General features: G+C 52.2%; 25 protein-coding genes. 2 read left to right on the forward strand and 23 right to left on the reverse strand.

The genetic code is table 11. The features are described 5' to 3' along the window. Positions 1 to 128 precede the first annotated feature (128 nt). From recO to T458_RS33045, 16 genes are all read right to left on the reverse strand, one after another. On the reverse strand, positions 129 to 893 hold the full coding sequence (gene recO / locus T458_RS32975) for a DNA repair protein RecO (protein ID WP_023554770.1): 765 nt from the start codon (positions 891 to 893) through the stop codon (positions 129 to 131). After that, complete coding sequence (locus T458_RS56310) at positions 884 to 1,039, reverse strand: YqzL family protein (protein WP_023554771.1); 156 nt, start codon at positions 1,037 to 1,039, stop codon at positions 884 to 886. Before T458_RS56310 ends, recO begins: the two co-directional genes overlap by 10 nt. A gap of 95 nt (positions 1,040 to 1,134) precedes the next feature. Beyond that, positions 1,135 to 2,052, reverse strand: coding sequence for a GTPase Era (era, locus tag T458_RS32980; RefSeq protein ID WP_023554772.1), 918 nt, complete (start codon positions 2,050 to 2,052; stop codon positions 1,135 to 1,137). Beyond that, positions 2,045 to 2,443: a cytidine deaminase gene (locus tag T458_RS32985; protein WP_023554773.1), complete on the reverse strand. Its 399-nt coding sequence runs from the start codon at positions 2,441 to 2,443 to the stop codon at positions 2,045 to 2,047. The genes era and T458_RS32985 overlap by 8 nt, the downstream gene beginning before the upstream one ends. Positions 2,444 to 2,552: 109 nt before the next feature. Beyond that, a complete protein-coding gene (locus T458_RS32990) occupies positions 2,553 to 2,924 on the reverse strand; it encodes a diacylglycerol kinase family protein (RefSeq protein WP_023554774.1) in 372 nt (123 codons plus the stop codon). Positions 2,925 to 2,933: 9 nt separating this feature from the next. Further along, positions 2,934 to 3,440: an rRNA maturation RNase YbeY gene (ybeY, locus tag T458_RS32995; RefSeq protein WP_031305377.1), complete on the reverse strand. Its 507-nt coding sequence runs from the start codon at positions 3,438 to 3,440 to the stop codon at positions 2,934 to 2,936. A 1-nt stretch (position 3,441) separates the two neighbouring features. Continuing rightward, positions 3,442 to 4,416, reverse strand: coding sequence for a PhoH family protein (locus T458_RS33000; protein ID WP_023554776.1), 975 nt, complete (start codon positions 4,414 to 4,416; stop codon positions 3,442 to 3,444). Between the two features lie 27 nt (positions 4,417 to 4,443). Further along, a complete protein-coding gene (gene yqfD, locus T458_RS33005) occupies positions 4,444 to 5,658 on the reverse strand; it encodes a sporulation protein YqfD (RefSeq protein WP_023554777.1) in 1,215 nt (404 codons plus the stop codon). A gap of 27 nt (positions 5,659 to 5,685) precedes the next feature. Continuing rightward, positions 5,686 to 5,961 (reverse strand): sporulation protein YqfC, encoded by a 276-nt coding sequence (yqfC, locus tag T458_RS33010; protein WP_023554778.1) that lies wholly within the window; start codon positions 5,959 to 5,961, stop codon positions 5,686 to 5,688. A gap of 220 nt (positions 5,962 to 6,181) precedes the next feature. Then, entirely contained in the window at positions 6,182 to 6,379 is a 198-nt protein-coding gene (locus T458_RS33015; protein WP_023554779.1) for a hypothetical protein, read from the reverse strand. A 177-nt stretch (positions 6,380 to 6,556) separates the two neighbouring features. Next, positions 6,557 to 7,042 (reverse strand): hypothetical protein, encoded by a 486-nt coding sequence (locus T458_RS33020; RefSeq protein ID WP_023554780.1) that lies wholly within the window; start codon positions 7,040 to 7,042, stop codon positions 6,557 to 6,559. Positions 7,043 to 7,053: 11 nt separating this feature from the next. Next, positions 7,054 to 8,058 (reverse strand): flotillin-like protein FloA, encoded by a 1,005-nt coding sequence (floA, locus tag T458_RS33025; RefSeq protein ID WP_023554781.1) that lies wholly within the window; start codon positions 8,056 to 8,058, stop codon positions 7,054 to 7,056. A gap of 6 nt (positions 8,059 to 8,064) precedes the next feature. After that, on the reverse strand, positions 8,065 to 9,411 hold the full coding sequence (locus T458_RS33030; protein ID WP_023554782.1) for an NfeD family protein: 1,347 nt from the start codon (positions 9,409 to 9,411) through the stop codon (positions 8,065 to 8,067). A gap of 155 nt (positions 9,412 to 9,566) precedes the next feature. Next, entirely contained in the window at positions 9,567 to 10,013 is a 447-nt protein-coding gene (locus T458_RS33035; protein WP_023554783.1) for a GatB/YqeY domain-containing protein, read from the reverse strand. Positions 10,014 to 10,030: 17 nt separating this feature from the next. Further along, positions 10,031 to 10,204, reverse strand: a complete 174-nt coding sequence (gene rpsU, locus T458_RS33040) for a 30S ribosomal protein S21 (protein ID WP_003390641.1) — start codon at positions 10,202 to 10,204, stop codon at positions 10,031 to 10,033. A gap of 117 nt (positions 10,205 to 10,321) precedes the next feature. Next, positions 10,322 to 10,645: a histidine triad nucleotide-binding protein gene (locus T458_RS33045; RefSeq protein ID WP_023554784.1), complete on the reverse strand. Its 324-nt coding sequence runs from the start codon at positions 10,643 to 10,645 to the stop codon at positions 10,322 to 10,324. A gap of 196 nt (positions 10,646 to 10,841) precedes the next feature. Here T458_RS33045 and T458_RS33050 point away from each other — a divergent pair, with 196 nt between their 5' ends. Beyond that, positions 10,842 to 12,224 (forward strand): UDP-N-acetylmuramoyl-tripeptide--D-alanyl-D-alanine ligase, encoded by a 1,383-nt coding sequence (locus tag T458_RS33050; protein ID WP_023554785.1) that lies wholly within the window; start codon positions 10,842 to 10,844, stop codon positions 12,222 to 12,224. Positions 12,225 to 12,313: 89 nt separating this feature from the next. On the opposite strand, the gene T458_RS33055 is transcribed toward T458_RS33050, so the two are convergent. Together T458_RS33055 and T458_RS33060 are read right to left on the reverse strand one after the other, a co-directional pair. After that, on the reverse strand, positions 12,314 to 13,432 hold the full coding sequence (locus T458_RS33055) for a D-alanine--D-alanine ligase (RefSeq protein WP_023554786.1): 1,119 nt from the start codon (positions 13,430 to 13,432) through the stop codon (positions 12,314 to 12,316). Between the two features lie 177 nt (positions 13,433 to 13,609). Then, positions 13,610 to 14,899, reverse strand: a complete 1,290-nt coding sequence (locus tag T458_RS33060; protein ID WP_023554787.1) for a class I SAM-dependent rRNA methyltransferase — start codon at positions 14,897 to 14,899, stop codon at positions 13,610 to 13,612. A 100-nt stretch (positions 14,900 to 14,999) separates the two neighbouring features. Between T458_RS33060 and T458_RS33065 the strand changes: the two genes are divergently transcribed. Further along, positions 15,000 to 15,935, forward strand: a complete 936-nt coding sequence (locus T458_RS33065; protein ID WP_023554788.1) for a Na/Pi cotransporter family protein — start codon at positions 15,000 to 15,002, stop codon at positions 15,933 to 15,935. Positions 15,936 to 15,950: 15 nt separating this feature from the next. On the opposite strand, the gene T458_RS33070 is transcribed toward T458_RS33065, so the two are convergent. From T458_RS33070 to mtaB, 5 genes are all read right to left on the reverse strand, one after another. After that, positions 15,951 to 16,616 carry an LrgB family protein gene (locus tag T458_RS33070; RefSeq protein ID WP_023554789.1) on the reverse strand — a complete coding sequence of 222 codons (666 nt, stop codon included), beginning with the start codon at positions 16,614 to 16,616 and terminating at the stop codon, positions 15,951 to 15,953. Further along, positions 16,609 to 17,004 carry a CidA/LrgA family protein gene (locus tag T458_RS33075; RefSeq protein ID WP_023554790.1) on the reverse strand — a complete coding sequence of 132 codons (396 nt, stop codon included), beginning with the start codon at positions 17,002 to 17,004 and terminating at the stop codon, positions 16,609 to 16,611. The genes T458_RS33070 and T458_RS33075 overlap by 8 nt, the downstream gene beginning before the upstream one ends. Before the next feature lie 103 nt (positions 17,005 to 17,107). Further along, entirely contained in the window at positions 17,108 to 17,782 is a 675-nt protein-coding gene (gene deoC, locus T458_RS33080) for a deoxyribose-phosphate aldolase (RefSeq protein ID WP_023554791.1), read from the reverse strand. 3 nt (positions 17,783 to 17,785) lie between these two features. Beyond that, positions 17,786 to 18,214, reverse strand: a complete 429-nt coding sequence (locus T458_RS33085; protein ID WP_023554792.1) for an NUDIX hydrolase — start codon at positions 18,212 to 18,214, stop codon at positions 17,786 to 17,788. After that, a complete protein-coding gene (gene mtaB / locus T458_RS33090; protein WP_023554793.1) occupies positions 18,211 to 19,569 on the reverse strand; it encodes a tRNA (N(6)-L-threonylcarbamoyladenosine(37)-C(2))-methylthiotransferase MtaB in 1,359 nt (452 codons plus the stop codon). Before mtaB ends, T458_RS33085 begins: the two co-directional genes overlap by 4 nt. Positions 19,570 to 19,601 lie beyond the last annotated feature (32 nt).

Genomic DNA, 19,601 nt, shown 5'->3' on the forward strand with positions numbered 1-19,601 from the left:
CATGGTGACCGGGCTTCCACTCTCCCCGATTCGCTACAACGACCAGCGGCCGACTACTCTTTTCCTTCATGGCAATATCAAATATCCAATTAGGTATATATGATAACGGAAAGAAAAAAAGATGTCAATCAGTCCTGCCGCGGCATCTCCATGCGTTCCAGCTGTTCCAAAAACGAGCGGCTTTTCAAGCGCAGATCGAGATGTTCATCCATGAAACCGCGCAGCACATGCTTGAGCTGGCTACGTGTCGCAGGCTTTACTTCGATCTCGCCCAAGCGCTCCAAATCAAATACCTGGAACAGCCGCAAAAGCTTCCAGGTAGAAGGTGTCACAGCCAGCGCATAAGGATCGGAAGGCAGGCATACCGGGCACAGCAGTCCTCCCTGCGAAATACTGATTGCGTAAGGCTCTCTTTGCTCGCCACAGTTGGTACAGCAGGTAAGCTGTGGAGAGATCCCTGCTACCTGCAGCATTTTCGTCTCGAAGATCCGGCAAAGAATCTCTGCGTCCCGCCCTTCGTCGAGATAGCCAAAGGTATGTAGCAGGAATTGGAATAAAAAGGGATTCGCTTCACGTTCGTGCGTCAACCGGTCCAATAGTTCCGCTATGTATGCGGCATAAGCCGTCTCATTCAAGCTTTGGCGCAATTCGCGAAACGAGTTCACAATATCCCCTTGGGAAAGATCAGGCATGCCCGTACCGGGCCCTGCCTTGCACAGATAATACCCGTGCGTGAATAGCTGGGAGACGGCGGCCAGACGGCTCTTTGCCTTTTTGGCCCCGCGCACCATGATGGCCAGCTTGCCGTGCTCCCGGGTAAACAATGTTACTACCTTGCTGGACTCTCCGTAGTCTACGCTACGGATCACAATCCCTTCCCACTTTACAAGCATGCCTGCGATTCACCCAATTCGTCATGGGCGAGATCAAACGCGTCCTCCTCATCCGGTATGGCGGTTTGATGGTGATCACAGTAAAGAAGGTATGCCTGGATGTCACCGGTTGAAGCGAAAACTCTCCAAGAAAAGTCACGAAGCATGGAGCATCATCCTTTCCTGTTTCGGCTGGATCCACTTCTTTCTTAGAATCACCTATGCCCGTATTTCTATCCCTTGGAAAAATTACACCAGACCCCTACTCTTCGTTGTAAAAACCGAAATTGCGCAGCATCCGGTCCTGATTGCGCCAGTCTTTTTTCACCTTGATCCAGATCTCCAAAAAGACTTTGTCACCCATCAGCCGTTCGATATCCTGACGGGCACGGCGGCCGATTTCTTTGAGCATCTGCCCTTTCTCCCCGATCAGAATCCCTTTCTGCGAATCCCTTTCTACGTAAATCGCTGCGTAGATGTACAAGGTTTTCCCATTCTCTCCACGCTTCATCTCTTCCACGACGACCGCGATGGAATGAGGCACCTCTTCCCGTGTCAAATGCAAGACTTTTTCCCGGATCAGCTCAGCGACGACGAAGCGCTCCGGATGATCCGTCACCTGGTCTGCAGGATAGTACATCGGTCCTTCCTGCATCTCGCCAAAAATCGCTTCCGACAAGGAACCGGTATTATTTCCTTCGAGCGCCGAGATCGGGATGATTTGCTTGAAATCGTACAGCTGGCGGTAGTCGTCAATGATGGGCAATAAAGCCTCAGGATGCACCTTGTCGATTTTGTTGATGACCAAAAAGACAGGGGTTTTGACCTGCTTGAGCCGCTCGATGATATACTCATCCCCGGCTCCCCGCTTTTCTGTAGCATCCACCACAAATAGCACCAGGTCTACCTCGTTCAAGGTATTCTCTGCGACTGAGACCATGTAGTCACCCAGCTTGGACTTGGGCTTGTGAATCCCCGGCGTATCGATAAAGACGATCTGACCCTTTTCCGTCGTATGGACAGCCGTGATCTTGTTGCGGGTCGTTTGCGGCTTGTTGGACATGATTGCGATTTTTTGCCCGACCATGTGATTGATCAGTGTAGACTTGCCCACATTGGGTCTTCCGACGATGGTGACGAAGCCTGATTTAAATGATTGTTTTGTCTTGCGGTTATCCACGTAAATCCTCCTCGGTGAAAGCCCCTGGCAACAGGGCAGATACAGTCGTCTCCAAAACATCTCCCTTCAGATTCGTCAAATAGACAGGCATGTCCGGCGGGCACAGCTCTGCCATTACTTGTCGGCAGGCACCGCACGGGGAGACGGGGCCAGGTGTGTCAGCAGCTACAGCTAACGCCGCATAACGGCGATCGCCCTCGGAATACGCCTTGAAAATTGTCGTGCGCTCGGCACAATTGCATAAAGAATAAGCAGCGTTCTCAATATTGCCGCCCAGATAGACCTTCCCGTCTTCTGTCAACAGTGCCGCACCCACCGCAAAGCGGGAATACGGGACGTACGCCCGCTTTCTGGCTTCCAGCGCTTGCGCCAGCAATGCTTGTTGATCCATATTCTACTTCCTCCTCGGTCGCGTATCGTTAACGCCTTTTTCTTCGCAGACACCAAGAAACCAGACATCTGACCTGCCGCCAGTTCGTCTGGTACCTCTTTTGATTGGCTTATCCCACAAATTTCTCATACAGGGGAGGGCCGAACACCGCGATCCCGATTGCGATGGACAAAATCGCTGCGGCCAGTACCGCCCCCGCAGCCGCATCCTTGGCGACTTTTGCCTTGGCATGCCAATCGGGAGTGACGAGATCCACAACGGCTTCGATCGCGGTATTGACCAGTTCCATTACCAACACCAGTGTGATGGCGATAAGGACCCAGATCCATTCCACACGATCAATTTCCAGCCACCAGGCAGCCGCCAATGCAAGGATGGCGGCGACTAGATGGATCTGCATATTCCGCTGTGTCTTGACGGTCTGGACGATTCCCTCTATCGCGTAGCCAAAGCTGCGCGCCAAACGTCTCCATTCCTTCAAAGCGATCTCCTACCTCGTCAAGCCGATTTCCTGCAGCACCTCTTCTTGACGGGAAAACATCTCCTTCTCCTCTGCCTCCGTGCCATGGTCATAGCCAAGCAGGTGCAAAAATCCGTGAACCGCGAGAAAACCGAGCTCCCGTTCAAAGGAGTGACCGTACTCCTCAGCCTGCTCGTGTGTTTTGGGCAAGGAGATGATGATGTCTCCGAGCATGTTGGGATACTCATCGATTTCACTTTCGTCGATGAAGATCTCCATCTCTCCGTCTCCTTCTTCATTCATGGCGAAGGAAAGGACATCTGTGGGACGGTCCACCCCACGGTAATCTCGGTTTAATTCGTGAATCCGCTCGTTGTTGACCAGCGTGACGACTACTTCACCGCTGACCTCTTCCCTGGCTGCGGCTTTTTGCAGGCAGCGGATAATCAGGTCTTGCAGACTTTCTGCAATGGGCTCTACTTCTTCATGCAAAATTTCTACCGCTAGCACGTTGTGATCTCCTTTTATTTCCAGCATTTTATCGGTTATTCTGATCTGCCTCTTCCTTGGCGTAGGCCTCGATGATTTTTTGCACCAGGCTGTGACGGACGACGTCTCCCTCTTGGAAGCGAATGAACGCGACATCCGCGATCGGACTTAAAATGCGCTCCGCCTCGCGCAGACCCGATTTTTTTCCTTTTGGCAGGTCGATCTGGGTCACGTCGCCGGTAATCACCATCTTGGAACCAAAGCCAAGGCGAGTCAGGAACATCTTCATCTGTTCGGGCGTGGTATTTTGCGCTTCGTCCAAAATGACAAAAGAGTCTTCCAGCGTCCGGCCGCGCATGTACGCGAGCGGCGCCACTTCGATCAAGCCTCTTTCCATCATTTTGGCTACCTGTTCGGTCCCGAGCATATCATACAGAGCATCGTAGAGCGGGCGCAGGTATGGGTCTACCTTTTCTTGCAGGTCACCTGGCAAAAAGCCCAGACTCTCACCGGCTTCCACCGCAGGGCGTGTCAGTACGATGCGCTTGACTCGTCCCATTTTTAAGGCGCTGACTGCCATGACGACAGCCAAATAGGTCTTCCCTGTACCCGCAGGTCCAATCCCAAAGGCAATATCGTGTCGTTTGATGGCAGAAAGATAATGCCGCTGCCCCAAAGTTTTGGCCCGGATCGGCTTGCCGCGTTGGGTGCGTGCGACTTCTTCGTCGTACACGTCCAGCAAGTCCGCTCCTTCTCCGCGTTCGATCAACATCATCGCATAGGAAATATCTCTCTCCGATAAAGCAATACCGCGGCGAATCAGTTGCAGCAGGATGTCTATCAGTTCTGCCAGCTTTTCCACCTCTGCTTTATCGCCGCTTATCACCAGTTCTCCTTCTCTGGTTGAGATCTTGGCGTTGCTTTTTGCCTCGATCAATTGGAGATACGCGTCATGCGGTCCAAACAGCAGCAAGGCCTCAGATGCGTCTGAAAATGGGATTTTTACCTCTTCTTGTACGTGCAACAGGCTTCCATCTCCTCGGAACGGTTATCATGGGGTGCTGTCGGGCTCAGGAGATTGGGGAACTCCCACAATCGGCTGTTCAACAGCGATGTCTTCGATGACTGAAAAATGAATGCTTACGTAAACTTTACCATTCTCTGTTGTGGCGTGCAAAACTTTTTCCTCCCGGATGACGGCATCCTTTCCAGCCTTGCGCAATATATCCTCACGGGCAAAGCGTTTGGCATATGCGATGGCCTCCTCTGTGCTCAATTCCACTTGGCTTTCCACAACCTCTGCCTGCGTCACCTGCTTCCAGCCGATCGGCGAGGTGTATCCCGCATAGCTGGGTATAAACCGCGACTCCTCGCTCTCGTATCGGGCGAAGCCTTGCTTGTTCCAGGGCCAGACTTGTACAGCATACGCACCTACTATGAGGTATTGCTGCTCCTGCCTCTCTCCCGTCAGACGGTAATGGGTTTGCTTGAGCGGAACGGACGCATCACTGGTATACCAAACCTCTCCCATGACTGTACCGCGTGCAGCGACTGCCTGTTGGCGCTCCTCGCTGCCGATAATGCCGGAGACGAGCACTTGTCCTTTCTCCACGAACTGATTCACCTTCACCTGGCTGCGTCCGGCCTCAGGCAGTATCGTATGGATCACTGCGCGTTTTTTTGCGACAAGATGGCGCGGACCCAGAACGATCGGCTTGACGGGATCGTCTTTTTCCACGATGTTCAGCGTTACCTTCGTTCCTTGTATGGTCACCCCAATCCAGCTTGCTTCCGGCAATAGATTCATCAATTCCTTCCGCAGCATAAGGGGTTCTTTTAGTTTGACCTTCCAGGCCCCTTCTTTAATCCCGATTTGTTCAGCGGCCTGCAGGACTTTTTGGGGACTCATCTGTTTGGTCCCGGTCACCTCTACAGTCCAGACAAACGAGGAGAGCATGTACAATCCGACGAAAAACAAAACCGCCCCTATGCCCAAGCCCGATCGGCGGCGCAGGCGAACCAACCAAAAGGGCAATCCCTCTCGCTGCTCCACATGACTGCGACAGCCTGTCTCTCGCAAGAATGGACGCAGTCGAAAGTAATCAGCGATCAGGATGTCGCAACGGCATGTTTCCTCTCCCACTCGCCGAATATTCCAGATCCGCAACCCTTCCCGCACCGCCATGTTGAGGAAGCGTTCAAAACGCTTTCCTCGCACGGTGATGGTGACGTATCCTTCTGTCCACTCCTTCAGCCCATAACGCATAAGTGATCTTCCCACCTTTTTGTGAATTTACACAAACTTCACGCCGCCGATTCTGCCCTCCAGCAATACTTCTTCCGGCAGGATCGCACGAATGACGAGCTGTTCCCCCGAGACAATCAACTGTCCATTGGTTAACAATAAACGGAGCTCTTTTTCACTAAAGTGCAGAACTCCGCGGTGATTTTCTATGTACATCTGCAAATGGCCGATCATCGTGATCCGCGGGACTTCCAGAACTACATCTTGCGGCAGGTCCAAAACCCCTCCGGCCAGATGACGCAGACGGCGGCTCCAACGCCTCATGGAAAAGCCCCCTCTCCTACTGGCGCTCCAACGCCTATTCCGTTTCTGATGCTTCGCCATACCTTCCAGGCTACCATCGGGCTTGCGAAACCATTCTTACCCATCTTTATGCGGCGAGACAGGAAGTGATTCGTCGGAATACGGCGGTGCGGGGGATTTCAGAAAAAAAGCTGACCCTCGAGCAGATGATCTACTCTTGGGTCAGCAGTTGCCATAGATGCTATTCATTTTTTGAAGAGGGTTGCCTGGAGACATGATTACGAGTAAGAGCTTTCCATTTTTTAATTACGCGCTTTACCTTTTCTGCTGTGCATCCGCACGCAATCGCAGTCTCATAAATTGACTTTTTTTCAACGATGGCGAGTTGGATCACCTTTTGGCGAAAACGTCCCATTTGTACCATTTCTTTTGGCTCCATGATTTTACCAACTCCCAGGACCATATATGGAAAATATTTCTATACATAAATAGTAGTGAACAATTTTAGACAAGACAAGCCTGAAATTTCGAGAAAATTCGACAAAAATACAAAAGCAGACCTTGCAAGCGAAATCTCTGCTTGCAGGGTCTGCCTTTCCACATAATTGGTATGGGGCTATTCACTTCTCCCCCGGGTGGTAGGAGAAGTATACGGCCGTTTGGAGCGGGGTTCGCCAAAAATCAGCGCCCATTTCATCCCTTCTCGAGGGTCCAGGTCAATCGCAGGCTTTGCTTCTGCCCCTGGCCTGTCTGGCAATCCTTTGCTGTAAGTTTGGTCCATCCCCTCGAGACTTGCCCTCTCAGGAGCTGCCTCTGGCTCATACGGACGATCCCATCCCTCATCATCGCGTTGCTCTACCTGTACAGGTTCATAACGGGAGGAAGCGCGTACGGTTTTCCTTTCCACCTTCTGGGAGGGAGACGGAAATCCTCCGCTTTCTACGGGAGTGAGCGTTCGTCTCTTTTGATCCTGGGCAGCCTTCTTTGCAGCCTGACCAAACAATTTATATCCCAGGTATCCGAGGATCAGGAACCAGAACTTGCCGATCAGCGGCAGGACCCATCCGAAAAGGTCGAAAAGCAAATCAAACAGGTCATCCATGTTGGTTTCCCTTATTCCTTCTGATCAGAATCGGCTGGTTTCTGCTTTTCACCCGGCAATCCAAACGATTGGCGCATCTGCGTATCTGCCGCTATGTTTTGCATGTTGTAGTAGTCCATGACACCCAGTTTTCCGGATTTCAGCGCTTCGGAGAGGGCAAGCGGGACTTGCGCCTCGGCTTCCACTACTTTTGCCTTCATCTCTTGGACACGCGCTTTCATCTCTTGCTCGGTCGCTACTGCCATCGCACGACGCTCTTCCGCTTTGGCCTGCGCAATCCGCTTATCCGCTTCGGCTTGGTCAGTCTGGAGCTCGGCACCGATGTTTTTGCCCACATCTACGTCCGCAATATCGATGGAGAGAATTTCAAAAGCAGTACCTGCGTCAAGGCCTTTATTCAAGACAGTCTTGGAGATGAGATCCGGATTTTCCAACACGTCCTTGTGGCTGTTGGACGAACCAATCGTCGAGACGATCCCTTCCCCGACACGGGCAATGATGGTTTCTTCACCAGCACCCCCGACAAGTCGGTCAATATTGGCACGAACGGTTACTTTGGCTTTCGTCCGCAGCTCGATACCGTCTTTCGCCATTGCGGCTACCAACGGAGTCTCGATTACTTTCGGGTTTACACTCATTTGTACCGCTTCCAATACGTCACGGCCAGCCAGGTCAATCGCTGCGGCGCGCTCGAATCCGAGTGGAATGTCTGCGCGCTGTGCTGCTACGAGAGCATCGACGACGCGGTCTACGTTACCGCCTGCAAGATAGTGGCTCTCCAATTGATTCGTATCCAGCTCCAAGCCAGCTTTGCGCGCTTTGATCAGCGGATTCACGATCCGGGATGGAATGACACGACGCAAACGCATCGCTACCAGGGTAATAATTCCGATGCGCACGCCGGAAGCGAGCGCGGAAATCCAGAGCATGACCGGAACGAACGAAAAGAAAATGGAGAGAACGACGATCGCTACCGCGACCATAAAAATGAGAGGAATCAAGCCGCCTTCTAACATGAGTATCTACTCCTTTATTTCATCTTCTTGCACCACGACGCGGGTGCCTTCCACCAGGACCACGACGATAGGCACGCCAGCCTGGATAAAACCTCCGGCAGAGACCGCATCGACACGCTTACCTTCGATTTTGGCTACTCCGGCAGGGCGGAACGGGGTCAAAGCAATTCCTTTCTTGCCTACTAAACTGCGTTGATCCTTCGGCGCCACGTACCCGCGCTCATTGCTCTGCTGATCCCCCAGTACAAAACGGTTGATCAGCCCTTTCAAGCCATACTTCTTGATGAGAAGGAAAGTAACGATCGCCGTGATGAGCACTGCGATCCCCAGCGATGCCAGTCCTTGCTCCGTATCATAGGCTGCCATGACCAGACCGCTGACGATACTGATGAAGCCAATCGCTCCTACAATACCACCTGGCAGGAAAATCTCCAAGATCATGAGTAAGATACCAAAGAGAAATAATCCGATATGCAGCCAGTTGGCGAAACCTGCGACGTAATGACCAAAGAAATAGAGACTGAACGCACACAGCGAAATGGTCCCAGCAACTCCAAATCCGGGAGCGAACAACTCGACCACAATTCCCACCAGTCCGATGATCAAGAGCATGCTCATCACGACCGGACTAGTCACCCAACGGGCCACGTTTTCCCCGATCGTCGGCTCAATCGTCTGCATGGTTTCCGCCGAGATGCCGTACAGACCGAGCAGTTCATCCTTGTTGTTCACGATGCGATCGGCATAACCAAGCTCCTTCGCGCGTTCCGCATCAAGCGAGAGAACGGTTCCCTTTGGCTTCAATCCGGGGAAATCCGTATCAATCTCGACCATTGCCCTCGCGACGTCTACATTGCGGTCGTTCAGCTTAGCCGCCGCCTGCATCTGGTTGGACCAGCCTGAAATAAACTTGATCGAAGCCGCGTTGCCCGCCAAATCAATCGGTGCCGCCGCACCCATGCTGCTGCCGGGCGTCATGACGATCTCATTCGCATTCAGAGCGATATAAGTGCCCGCTGAAAACGCTTGATTGCGAATGTAGGCGACGACATGGATCGGCGATTGACGAATCAATTCACCAATGTTGGCTGCAGCAGGCACTTCTCCGCCTGGAGTGTTAATATCCAGGATGATCAGATCAGCCTGTTGTGCCTCCGCTTCGGCGAACGCTCTGCGCAAGAAGGCCTCCAGCCCCCGTTCAATCTCTTTTTCTACGGGAATCCAAACCGCTCTTTGAAAAGTCTGCGCATGGGTCGTCGGTGCGGGAATGAGCGAGAGAATCATGGAAGCCAGGATACAGAACAACGACAAGATCAGTCGCGTGCGTCCCCAAACCGAACGGGTTGCACTCATCGTTTCTACCTCCTTTCAATGAATCATTTCACGAATGGTTACTATGGTATACGGAGGAATTCGACAATCGTTTCATTTTTTTCATATATAAAGAAAAACCCAACCGACATGCGGCTGAGTTTTTCTGTCGTATCTATTATGAGGGTGTTACGCATCTACATCGGTAATTCCTCAGATACAATCTTCTGCACGAGGTTTCCGTCTGCTTTCCCTTTTACTTTCGGCATGATCGCGCCCATCACCTTACCCATCTCCTTTTTGGAGGTGGCATTGGTGGAGGCAATTGCTTCCCGAACGATTTCACGAATCTCGTCTTCGCTAAGCTGAGCGGGTAAGTAAGCGGACAGCACGTCGATCTCTTCGCGCGCTTTCGAGGCAAGTTCCTCACGGCCTGCCTTCTCAAATTCGTGGAGGGATTCACGGCGTTGTTTTAACTCACGAGTCAAGATGGTCAGCACTTCATCATCAGACAAAAGTCTGCCTTTATTTATCTCTTCGTTCTTTAACGCGGCTTTCACCATGCGGATAACAGAGAGTTTTAGAGCAGCTCTGTCTCTCATTGCCTGCTTCATATCTTGATCGAGTCGCTCCATTACACTCATGATGAGCCCTCCGTCAATTAGTACTTGCGCTTGCGAGCAGCTTCGGATTTTTTCTTCCGTTTGATGCTAGGCTTCTCAAAGTGACGACGTTTACGCAGTTCTGCCATCACCCCAGATTTTGCGCTTTCACGCTTGAAGCGGCGAAGTGCGCTATCCAAAGACTCGTTTTTCTTGACTCGAATTTCTGCCATTTGTCTTCCCTCCCTCCGCTAAAACCGTGGGACGCCTGAATCGACTTTTCATACGAACAGACTGTCACACTTCATTATAGGATATTCGACTAAAGGAGGTCAACCTTTAGTTCACTTTTATTCATGAAATCCGGAGAGGAGGTGGTAATGGATATGGAAGACTTCCTGACCACCCTCTTTGCCGCAGTTATTGATCAACCGGAACCCTTTTAATTCCAATTTTTGCGCCAGCTTTTGGGCAACCTGATGGATATGGCCAATCAGTGGAAGGTCCTCCTCCGCGACATCCATCAACGTAGGAATTGGCTTGCGCGGAATAATCAACAGATGCACGTTTGCTTTCGGAGCTATATCGTGAATGACAATGACCTTGTCGTCCTCGTACTCGATGCGCGCCGGGATCTCTTTTTCCATGATACGGGTAAAAATGCTTTTTTCCATGATGGGGTAAACTCCTTTCGCCTATACATCCTTAAGAGGATTGGTTCGTATGTATGTAATGATACCTACCATCATAACGAAGCAAACGAAGCGAATCAATCCCGGCGTTACGGGAAATTTCCCTTGCGGCCAGCGGGATCGCGTGATAGCATGACCTCGAGGTTTGGAGGATATCAAGACAAAGGAGTTTTCCCATATGAAACCAGTTGCCCTGAAACAGGCAGCCTTGCTGGCAGAAGGTATATTGCTCTCAGGAGTTCCCGAGGCCCAAATAACCTCCGTCCACTTCGACAGCCGTCAATTAACCAAAGGCGCTTTGTTCGTCGCGATCACGAGCGGTGCAAGAGATGGACACGAATTCCTTCTGCAGGCGGCTGAAAAAGGAGCCGTCGCCGCGATCGTCAGTGACCAGACGAAGCTTCCGGCGCATTTGCCAGACGGATTTGGCCTGATCCTGGTCAACGACACCTTGCGCGCTTTTCAAAAGCTGGCTGCAGGCTACCGAAAAGATTTCAAAGTCCCCTACATCGCAATCACCGGAAGCATCGGCAAGACCACGACCAAGGATATTGTGTCCCATGTTCTGGAAAGCCGCTTTCCCCTTTATAAGACGTACAAGAATTTCAACAACCACCTCGGAGTCCCTTACTCCCTGCTGCAGATTGATCAAGAACACCAAGCTGTTGTCCTGGAGCTGGGAATGAATCATGCCGGAGAGATTGATCTGCTCGCTTCGCTGGTTCAGCCCGAAATCAGCGTGATCACCTACATAGGAGAGTCCCATATTGAGCATTTCGGCTCCAAGGAAAAAATCGCCCTGGCCAAAGCGGAGCTTCTGCCTCATACAGCCGCTGGTGGTCTTGCAATCCTGAATAGAGATTCCGAATATCTGCGCCAGATCGCCCATCTGTACCCGGGAGAAATCCTCTATTATTCGGTCAATGGCAAAGCCGATCTGTGGGCGGAAGACATCGAGACCGTAGACGGCGGCATGCGCTTCACCGCATGTTTTGCCAACGGAGACCGCCTGGAGGCATTTCTCCCCCTCTACGGCAAGCACAGCGTCCTCAATGCCTTGCCCGCGATCGCGATCGCCAGACGGATGGGCCTGTCGCATGATGAGATCGCCGCAGCTTTGGCGACCGTCCAGCTCTCCGCCATGCGCTTTGAGCAAATCGACTCCGCCCATGGCCCTGTCTATGTCAGCGATGCCTACAACGCCAGCCCGACCTCGATGCAAGGCGCGATCGGCACCTTTGCCGAACTGTTTCCCGAGCGCAAAAAAGTGCTCGTCCTCGGCGACATGTTTGAACTGGGGATGGAAAGCGATGCCCTGCACAGGCAAGTGGGAGCGTACGCCAATACGTTGCGAGACCGCTTTTCCATGCTCGTGACTGTTGGGGAATACTCCCGCCACATCAGCGATGCCTATGAAGGCACGAAGCTCCACACTGCCACCAAAGAGGAAGCTGTTGCCGCTCTGCTTCCCATGCGTGACAGCGACCATGCCTTTTTGTTCAAAGCATCCCGAGGCATGGAGCTGTGGACGGTCATCTCTGATCTGGAACAACAGAAATAAATCGACTTGACTCCGTAACGCAAAGAAAAGAAGGATGCCTGTCATGGGCATCCTTCTTTATCGTCTATGGATTTGTCGCACGATTATTCTTATTCCAATTCTTCCGCATCCACAATATTGCGCTGTTTGTCTTCATGGCGCTCGAGCCCCAATTGCACGAGCCTGTCGATTAACTCGCTGTAGCTGATGCCGGCTGCCTGAAACAGCATCGGATACATGCTGAACGGCGTAAAGCCGGGCATGGTGTTCACTTCATTGATGTAGAGCTTGTCGTTCTTCTCATCCCAGAAGAAGTCGACACGGGATAGACCGGAGCCGTCCAACGCCAGGAAAGCGGTCTTGGCGATCTCAGCGATTTTTTCCGTGACATACTCGGGAACGATGGCAGGAATGGACAATTCAGTCCCCGCACCCTTGTACTTGGCTTCGTAATCGTAAAATTCTTTCGAGGCGATCACTTCTCCAACTACCGAGGTGATCAGCTCTTCATTTCCCAGCACACCGATTTCCAGTTCACGGGCATTTACGTATTCTTCGACAATTAGGCGACGGTCAAATTTTGCGGCAATATCGAGAGCGTGTGCCAGTTCGTCCCTGTTTTTCGCTTTATTGACCCCGACGCTGGAGCCCATGTTGGCAGGCTTCACGAAGCAAGGAAACCCGAGTTCCTCCTCGATTCGATCCATACTGCCTTCTCGATCCTTCTCCCATTGCGAACGCAGAAGACCAATATATTTCACTTGCGGCAATCCGATCTGGGCAAAGACGGTCTTCATCATCCATTTGTCCATTCCGACAGCAGATGCCATCACGCCAGCCCCCACGTAGGGGAGATTGGCCAGCTCCAACAGGCCTTGTATGGTTCCGTCCTCCCCGTTTGGGCCGTGCACGACTGGAAAAATGACATCTACTTGCTCTCCAATGGCAAAAGGGGATGCTTTCCGGGTCGTACTGACGAGCTGGGCATCCTTGCGTTCAGCGTTTCCTGCAGCGTCCTGCAAACGCAAGGAAGCAATCTTGTCAGGTAGTTGGCCCGTTACAGCGTCCCCCATCGTCCACGAGCCGTCCAAGGAGACATAGATCGGCGTGATCTCGTATTTATTTGCATCCACCGCTTTCATGATGGACAGGGCTGTACGCAATGAAACCTCATGTTCTGAGGATTTCCCTCCATAAATGATACCGAGACGAATTTTCTCCCTACTCATGATTGTCATGCTCCTTTCCTCTCTGGCTGACAGAGAGCCTAACCCGTATCGTACCTTCTATCCTATGCAAAAGAAGGTCAACTGCTCTATCTCGGCAGAATCCATCCTTCAGGATACAACAAACCCTTTTGCAAAAACAAGGTACGACGGACGGATCAGGTATGTCTGGTGTTGGTTCTAGCGGCGGTTTCGCACTTCAAAAATAGCGAATTTCAGGTAGTGTCCTTCGTCAGCTCCGCTGATTTGCGGGTGATCCTTCCCAGCACCGCGCCATTCGATCAAGCGCAGTATTTTTTTCGCATCCATAGCCGCCTCCTGGATTGTTTCCAGGAACAGTTCAGGCGACATGTGGTACGAGCAGGATGCGGTCACCAGATAACCACCGGGTCTGACGAGCTTCATGCCGTTGAGGTTGATGTCCTTGTAGCCGCGGACTGCTCCTTTCACTGCTGAGCGTGATTTGGCGAAGGCAGGCGGATCGAGAATGACGACGTCCCAGGAGCGTTCTGCTTCCACTTGCTGGCGCAGATAGTCAAAAGCATTCGCGACCACAAAATCAACCCGATGCAAGTATCCATTCAGGGTAATATTTCGCTTCGCGGTCTCGATTGCATGCTCGGAAATATCCAATGCGGTTACTTTTTTCGCACCGAATTTGCAGGCATTCAGCGTAAATGATCCCGTATGCGTGAAGCATTCCAGAACCTCTGCGCCGTCCCAGAACGGGTTTTTGATCACTTTGCCGCGTTTGTCGACGGGTACCAGCTTTTGTTCTGATTCGACCTGCTGCAAGGTAATGCCGTGATTTTTACCCCAGCCTTTCATCAAGGGCTGGATGGAAGCGCGGTTCTCCCGCTGATCGTAAAAAAAGCCTGTCTTCTGGCCTTCCATGATGTCGACGATATACTTCAAGCCGTTTTCCTCAATCGTCACCTCACGCGGACACTCCCCATACAGGACACCCTTGCCCTGCTCCAATCCCTCTCGTTCGCGCACAGGCACGTCGTTGCGCAGATAGATCCCCTGAGGCTGGTACACTTCTACCAAAGCGTCGCGAATCCAATCCAGACGCATCTCCATGCCGAGCGACAGCACTTGGGCGACCAGCACATCTTCATACCGGTCTACGATCAAGCCAGGCAAGAAATCGGCCTCGCCGTACAGCACCCTGCAAGCCCGGGGATTATCGACGAATCGGGTCCTGAACTCGGACGCCTCGCGAATTTTGCGTAAAAAGAAAGCGTAGTCTATCTTTTCATCTGGATCGTAGCTGAGGATGCGCACCAAAATCTGTGACGCTGGATTGATGTAACCCTTGGCAAGAAAATGCCCTTTATGGTTGACGACCTCGACGATCTCGCCAGGAATGACTTCTCCATCGATTTGCGCTACCTCCGACTGGTATATCCAGGGATGTCCTGCCTCCAGTCTTTTTTTCCGATGCTGATGCAAGTGAATTCGTGCCATGTATGTCCTCCTAGTCATGCCTGTCTGCGTACAAGCATAGCGTATAATATGCGTCATTCCCACCCCCAGCTCCATGAATCGCTGGAAGGAGGATCGTCTCGTGTTTTTCTCTGTCCTCGCACCGTTTTCGATCGGACTAAGCTTTTTTCTATTTGGCCTGTACGCCATGCGATCGGGTTTTCAAAACCTGGCCGGCAAAAAAATGGAGCAGTGGATGTACAAGGTCACCCGCACCCCTGCGCACAGCTTCTGGATGGGACTGATCACAACCTTTATCCTGCAAAGCTCCAGTGCGGTTACGGTCTTGACCATTGGTTTGACGAATGCGGGGATGATTCCGTTCACCCAGACCGTAGGCATTATTCTCGGGACCAATCTGGGCACAACCATCACCACAGAACTGGTGGCGCTCAAGCTCGAATCCTTCGCCGTACCGATGCTTTTGGTCGGGGCCGCTCTCTGGCTGATGCCAAGGAAAAGCATTCGCTGCATCGGGCTTGTGGTCGCAGGTTTCGGGTTGATATTCCTCGGAATAGACACCATGAAAGTCATGGCCGCACCATTGGAGCAATCGGATACGTTCCGTTCCCTTTTCCTGGAAAGTCGGCACTCGATCTGGATCGGCCTCGTCACCGGGATCATTTTTACCGCCTTGATTCACAGCGGTACAGCCACGACTGTGATAACGATGGGACTGATGAGCAACCAGATTCTTACGATGGAGACTGCCTTGGCCATCGTGCTGGGAGCCAACATCGGCACCTGTTTTACCGCCGTGATCGCCAGCATCGGCACCAATACGGCATCCAAACAGGTAGCCTGGTGCCATACCCTGTTCAACGTTGCAGGAGCCTTGATCTTTTTGCCTTTCTTATCTCAGCTTGCCCTCGTCAGCGCCTTCTTAACGGATAATGTCTCCATGCAGATTGCGCATTCCCAAACCATCTTCAACCTGATCTGCTCCCTGGTGGCGTTGCCCTTCACTGCACAAATAGCTGCCTTCATTCAATGGCTGATCCCAGACAAGAAGCGCTGAATCGCGAAGATGGGCTCATAAGGAAAACGGGATCAGATACAGCGACGTCATAACCCCTGCGACGATCATCGCCACCGAAGAGGCTGCCATCTGCGCCTGAGAAGTGCGGTTCAGACTGGCCGTACCGATGGCATGTGTGCTCGTTCCCACAGCCACTCCGATAGCCCGATCGTCGGTCACTCCCACCCAGGCAAGGACCGGCTGGGCAAACATGGTGCCGATAAAGCCCGTCAAAGCGGTAAACAAGGCGGCCAGCGCCGGAATCCCTCCGACGGAATGGGCTAATTCCAGGGCGATCGGGGTGGTGACGGATTTGCTGAGCATGCTGTACATGACGGAGTCATCAAAGCCAAAGCAGGCGTGAATCAGCAAGACGGAAAGGATTGATATCCCGCATCCTGCTGCTATTCCCAGAAAGAGGCCGCGCCAAATATGGGCAAATTCCTTGATTTGTTTGGCCAAGGGAACAGCCAATGCTACTGTCGCGGGGCCAAGCCAGTAGGAAATCCAGGCCCCTCCTGCAGAGAAGGCTTTCCAGTCATTGCTCAAAAGCCACCAACATACCCAGACAAGTACCACAGATACGATCAAAGGTTGAAAGATCGGCTTGCGTTCCGAAATCATCGTCGCCACTTTATAGCCTGCCACAATCAGCAGGATCGCCAACAGTTCCTTAAGCATCGAGTGATCTCCCCTCTTGCGGCAGGACTGGTTTTTTTGTGTTCTGCTGCCTATTAACGTACCATTGCACGACTTTTCCTGTCACAATCATGACCAAAAATGGACCGGAAATGAGCGCAAGCAAAATCGGCAACGGATCTTCTGCAAAAAATCCGAGATACGAAGCAACCCCCGCAATGATCGGGACAAAAAACAACAGCATGTGGCGAATCAAGAGATTGCTTGCCTGCTCCACCCAGTCCATGCGAATCCATCCCTTGTACAGGGCCAGGGTCAGAAGCAGCATGCCAATCAGATTTCCCGGCAATGGGATGTGAAGCCATTTGCTCGCCAACGTTCCGACTCCATAAAAAACGAGCAGGATCAATATGCCATTGACGATTTTCATTTCTCTTACCCCTCTTCCTGATCTCTTCTCTCTCTTTTTCCTACCGACAAACGGAAACGGAAGAAGCCCGACCTACAACCGGCCAGGCTCCTTCACGATTCGACTAATATCCTCCATTTGTTGCCTGTGCGTCTCCAGAAACAATGGAGATGCCCGAGCTCGTGCCGATTCGGGTAGCCCCTGCCTCTACCATCGCCAATGCGGTTTCCCGGTCGCGAACGCCACCGGAGGCTTTCACTCCGACATCTCTGCCAACCGCTCGTCGCATCAATGCAATGTCAGCAACAGTCGCTCCACCCGGACCAAAGCCTGTAGAGGTTTTGACATAATCAGCCCCTGCTTCTACGCACAATTTGCAGGCAATTTCTTTTTCTTCGTCTGTCAACAGACCAGTCTCCAGAATCACCTTGAGCAGAATGTCTCCAGCCGCTTGCTTGACAGCTGCCACATCGGAGCGAACCTGCTTCAGATCACCCGATTTGAGTGCGCCTACATTCAGCACCATATCTACTTCTGTCGCGCCGTTGGCGATAGCGTCACGTGTCTCGGCAGCTTTCACTGCTGAGGTGGATGCACCCAGAGGAAAGCCGATCACGGTACAAACCTTGACCGATGTGCCTTTCAACAATTCCGCAGCCCGTGCAACCCAATACGGATTTACGCATACGGAAGCAAACGAATGGGTTTTCGCTTCTTCACACAGCTTGTCAATCATGGCTTGAGTCGCTTCAGGCTTCAGCAAGGTATGGTCAATATAAGCATTCAAATGAACCGTCATCGGTTACACCTCAATCCCTAAATGTTGAAAAGCCAAACGAAAGATCTGATCATTATTGCGGTATCCGCGCTCCAACTGCAAGGCCCACGCTTCACCAGCCGGATGCCAATGCACGTCATTGATCTCCTCCAGCTGAACGGTAATCTCGGTGTTGTACGCCTCTACCAAATAGTAATGGACTTCCTTGTCCACCACATCTCCCGTTGCGGGATGGGTGTACTCGTAACTGATCGTATCCAGCTTTTCACCCAAACGTCCGGCAACTCCGGTCTCTTCCAGCACTTCGCGCAAGGCTGTCTCGTGAATGGTTTCTCCCAGCTCCTGCTTCCCTTTTGCCAGCGTCACTTTGCCATAGCGGTCTTCGATCAGAAGCAGCATGTACTCTCCGTCCTGCTGACGGAAAACTACGCCTCCTGCCGAGATCTCCTTCATATAGCTCGCTCCTTTAGCAGTGGCAGCTGATCATCTTCCAGCACACGGACAAAGGTTCCTTCGCAGTATTCCGTACCAGGAGCATCAAGGCGAACCTTGCAGATTTTCCCAATCATACTTTCATCTCCGGCGAACACTACGTTCAGGTAGTTGTCGGAGTAGCCCATCAGAAGCCCGCTGTCCGGCGCTTCCTTGTAAGGTCGTTCAGGAATCACTTCCAGAACATCCCCGACGAATTGTTGGGAATAGGCCAACTGCAGCTCGCGGTTCAGCTCCAGAAGCTTGGTGACGCGTTCATGCTTCACTTCCTCCGGAATCTGGTCGGTCATGCGGGCAGCAGGGGTCCCTGTGCGCATCGAGTACGGGAATACGTGCAGCTCGGCAAAGCCGATCTTGCGAATATAGTCATAGCCATTTTGGAACTGTTCTTCTGTCTCGCCCGGGAAGCCGACGATCACATCCGTCGTCAACGCCACGCCTGGCAACGCCTGGCGAACCTTGACCATTTTTTCGTAGAATTCAGCTGTGGTGTACTTGCGGCGCATCCGTTTCAGCACCTCATCATCGCCTGCCTGCAAAGGAACATGCAAATGGCGCACGACGCGATCCGAATCATTGATGACTTGAATCACTTCGTCCGTGATTTGGCTGGCCTCAATCGAGCTGATGCGAATCCGCTTCAAGCCTTCCACCTGATGCAGGTCGACCAACAGCTTGGCCAGGTTGTAATCCTCCAGATCCTCGCCATAGCCCCCGGTATGAATCCCGGTCAGCACAATTTCCAGATAGCCTGCTTCCACCAGTTTTTTGGCTTGCTCTACAACACTCTCTGGCTGGCGGGAACGCATCAGACCACGCGCCCAGGGAATAATGCAGAAGGTGCAGAAATTATTGCAGCCCTCCTGGATTTTTAACGAAGCACGCGTGCGGTCAGTGAAGTTCGGCACGTCCAATTCCTCGAACTCGCGCGCTTTCATGATGTTTCCTACGGCATTGATCGGGGTACGCTCACGGCGAATCTGCTCCACGTATTCAAGCAGCTTGTCGCGGCCTTGAGTCCCGACGACGATATCCACGCCCGGAATTTGGGCAATCTCACTCGGAGATGTCTGCGCATAGCATCCTGTCACAGCGACGATGGCTTCCGGATTGCGGCGGATCGCGCGGCGGATCACCTGCCGGCTTTTTTTGTCCCCTGTATTGGTCACGGTACATGTATTGATCACATAAACATCGGCTTCATCTTGTTCAAAGTCAACCCGTTCGTAGCCGTCTGCCTTGAACAGTTGCCAGATCGCCTCTGTTTCATAGCTGTTCACTTTGCAACCCAATGTATGAAAAGCAACAGTAGACATGGCTATACCTCCTTTTTTCCTGCTCCTCCACC

Origin of the sequence: Brevibacillus panacihumi W25 (genome assembly GCF_000503775.1) — a bacterium.
Lineage (GTDB): Bacteria > Bacillota > Bacilli > Brevibacillales > Brevibacillaceae > Brevibacillus > Brevibacillus panacihumi_A.